Raw genomic sequence first — 2,504 nt, 5'->3', positions numbered from 1 at the left:
CACAGGCAAATCCTGATTTGAAAAATTCGGATATTGAAGAAATTCTTAAAACCGCCAGGGCATTTAATTCCGATAATGGTATTACCGGATGTCTTATTTACTATTCAGGTAAATTCATACAAATTTTGGAAGGGCCTGAAGACAAAGTGAAGTCGCTTTACTCAAACATTGAAAAAGATAAAAGGCACAAAAAAGTAAACCTTTTTAGTGAGGATACGATTACCGAGAGGAATTTCCCGGATTGGGGGATGGCCTATTACCCCGTAGATGATACTTTGATGGGGATTCCCGAATTTGAACAGTTTAAAAGGAACTTGATGCTCTTGGCAGACTTAAGCAAACCAACCAATGTGACCGCCGTTCTTTTCTGGAAACGTATGAAGTTCATGTTGTCCATACCCCCTAAAAAATAGGTTGGAAACTCACCTTTATTTCTGCAACCTTTGCCTAATCCTGTATTTCGCTAGTTTCCTGGTTCATTATGATAAAGCCTTAAAATCCCAAGACCTGCAATCGAATGCCCACTCCGGTCCGGATAAAGAGCCGATCGTCCAATCGCATCGATGGTCATCCGATGGTTCCCTGTCCATTTGGGATGCGTTCCATTTGCCAAACCATTATTATGGGGCCGGCAATACGATCGATAATTATCAGGTAAAATGTCCATATCCGAAAATAAGTAGGAGAAGGACGGAAATCAAAAAGCCGAATCCGGCGTAAGAAATAACCAACTGGACCAAAAATGAGGATGGGAAGCGATCCTTCGTTGAATTCGGGGAAGTGATAAAATAGGACCAAAAGACCGTTGACATGCTCCCGGCCACAAATCCCAGGACAGTCCCGTTCATCAGTATGTAGCTGTTCTCAAATTTGTCCAATATGGCATATATGACAAGGGTGACCAAATATCCTTTCAATACATGCATCGACCAGGCCAAAATTATTGACCATTTTGGGGATATCGATCCCAACATCGACTTTTTCAGTAATTCGATCCGACATGCGTCCTCTCCTATAACCTTGCCCCAGATCCGGTCCACTAATATCAAATAGGACGTACCCAAGAGTGAAGCTATGAACAAAAGTAACAACGTCATTTTATAAATTTAAGAAAACATCGCCGCACCACGAAAACTTTGTGCTGATTGGACCGACTTCAAATCAAATTTTACGACCTGCCGAATAACTTACTCCCCGATTATAACGTAATCGCCCCTATTTTTTATCCAACCGTCATCAACCCCCCTACCGGTCGATTAGGGGATTACAATTTTAAAAACTTGGAAAGCTAAAAAATTTTGCGTTTGAGTTGAGCGATTATCGCGATTTCCGTGAAATTTATAGTAGTTAACAATAAAATTCATAAAATTATGTCACAACCTTGGAAAGATAAATTGAGAGGAAATTGGAACATTGCCAAAGGCAAGATCAAGCAGGAATGGGGAGAGCTTACCGATGACGACCTGGACTACAGGGAGGGTCAAGAGGATGAACTACTGGGACGTATCCAAAGAAAGACCGGGGAGGACAAAGAGCGTATCAACCGTTTTTTGAACGACCTGAAATATTAGGTCACCGGATTCCCTAAAAAAGTAAATCCCGCCAAGGCGGGATTTATTATATGGACGTTCTTTTTGGTAAGACTACATCCGGTTCTTCCGAGTTGTCCTATTGTTTACAATCGATTTCTAGGCAACTACATTAATAATTGCATTTCCTCCTAAAGAGTTTCTTTTCAGTGAGTTCAACGATACTTTTAAGGAAGCTACCAAGGAATCGAAAGTTTCAGGTTTCTTGAGATATCTATTGGCCCCTAAACTAAATAAACGGGCAATTTTATCTATGTCATATTCTGTGGAATAAATTACAATGGGTACAGTATCATATTTACTGTTGCTTCGCAATGACTCCAAACATTCCTCACCATCTACAATTGGCATGTAAAGATCAAGAAATATTACATCCGGTTTATGATGCGTTACGGCAATTGCATTTAACAGATCGGCCCCACTATTAAATTTTTCCAACGCATAGCATCCATCAATTTCCGATAGCGCTTCGCCAAAGAATTCCTGGTCTTCCTTATCATCATCCACCAAGAAAATTTTAATTGTTTCCATTCCTAATATCTTTAGTTACACATTCTATTTAAATACCTTGTTAAATCCTGACAAGCTGCGTGACAATCTTACTCAAGATGGTCTTTAAATTATCGAATTAATGTTTGTGGGATGTTTTATTTCCGGATATGGGAATAATCTGACGGTAAATTTGAGATAATATAATAAGAGTTGTTGCTACTAAGAATTGGAAAGTTAACTCAAAGCGGATCGGAAGCGACAGATTTCCGTATAAAAAAGATCGTATGCCCACTAAGGCAAAAAACCCTCCAAGAGGAGGGCCGTTAAGGATTCATTTTATAAAATGAATCGTGGATTACAGATTATCAATGGCTGTATAATCGAATTTCTGTCCTCCTACGGAAACATCCGCCATCAACCCTT

Annotated in this window: 5 protein-coding genes; 2 read left to right on the top strand and 3 right to left on the bottom strand. The window is 39.7% G+C overall.

Going from position 1 to position 2,504, the window contains the following annotated elements:
• Positions 1–413, top strand: a 413-nt coding sequence (locus BIZ36_RS20505; protein ID WP_187459724.1) for a BLUF domain-containing protein, incomplete at its 5' end; no start/stop codon positions are given.
• Positions 414–463: 50 nt separating this feature from the next.
• Here BIZ36_RS20505 and BIZ36_RS20500 read toward each other — a convergent pair.
• Positions 464–667: a hypothetical protein gene (locus BIZ36_RS20500; protein ID WP_187459723.1), complete on the bottom strand. Its 204-nt coding sequence runs from the start codon at positions 665–667 to the stop codon at positions 464–466.
• Positions 651–1,097, bottom strand: coding sequence for a hypothetical protein (locus BIZ36_RS20495; RefSeq protein ID WP_187459722.1), 447 nt, complete (start codon positions 1,095–1,097; stop codon positions 651–653). Before BIZ36_RS20495 ends, BIZ36_RS20500 begins: the two co-directional genes overlap by 17 nt.
• Before the next feature lie 273 nt (positions 1,098–1,370).
• Between BIZ36_RS20495 and BIZ36_RS20490 the strand changes: the two genes are divergently transcribed.
• Positions 1,371–1,571: a CsbD family protein gene (locus tag BIZ36_RS20490; protein WP_187459721.1), complete on the top strand. Its 201-nt coding sequence runs from the start codon at positions 1,371–1,373 to the stop codon at positions 1,569–1,571.
• Between the two features lie 117 nt (positions 1,572–1,688).
• Here the strand turns inward: BIZ36_RS20490 and BIZ36_RS20485 are convergent, their stop codons facing one another.
• The gene (locus BIZ36_RS20485) at positions 1,689–2,120 is read right to left on the bottom strand and encodes a response regulator (protein WP_187459720.1); all 432 of its coding nucleotides are present in this window, start codon (positions 2,118–2,120) and stop codon (positions 1,689–1,691) included.
• Between the last annotated feature and the right edge of the window lie 384 nt (positions 2,121–2,504).

The organism is Cytophaga sp. FL35, assembly GCF_014349235.1.
Taxonomy (GTDB): domain Bacteria; phylum Bacteroidota; class Bacteroidia; order Flavobacteriales; family Flavobacteriaceae; genus Euzebyella.
Note: the sequence above shows the minus strand (reverse complement) of the source record. Positions and strands in the feature narration are given on the sequence as shown.

Bases quoted from the DNA above. Each gene is read 5' to 3' on its own strand.
- BIZ36_RS20485 (WP_187459720.1), bottom strand. From the start codon at position 2,120: ATGGAAACAATTAAAATTTTCTTGGTGGATGATGATAAGGAAGACCAG.
- BIZ36_RS20490 (WP_187459721.1), top strand. From the start codon at position 1,371: ATGTCACAACCTTGGAAAGATAAATTGAGAGGAAATTGGAACATTGCC.
- BIZ36_RS20495 (WP_187459722.1), bottom strand. From the start codon at position 1,097: ATGACGTTGTTACTTTTGTTCATAGCTTCACTCTTGGGTACGTCCTAT.
- BIZ36_RS20500 (WP_187459723.1), bottom strand. From the start codon at position 667: ATGGACATTTTACCTGATAATTATCGATCGTATTGCCGGCCCCATAAT.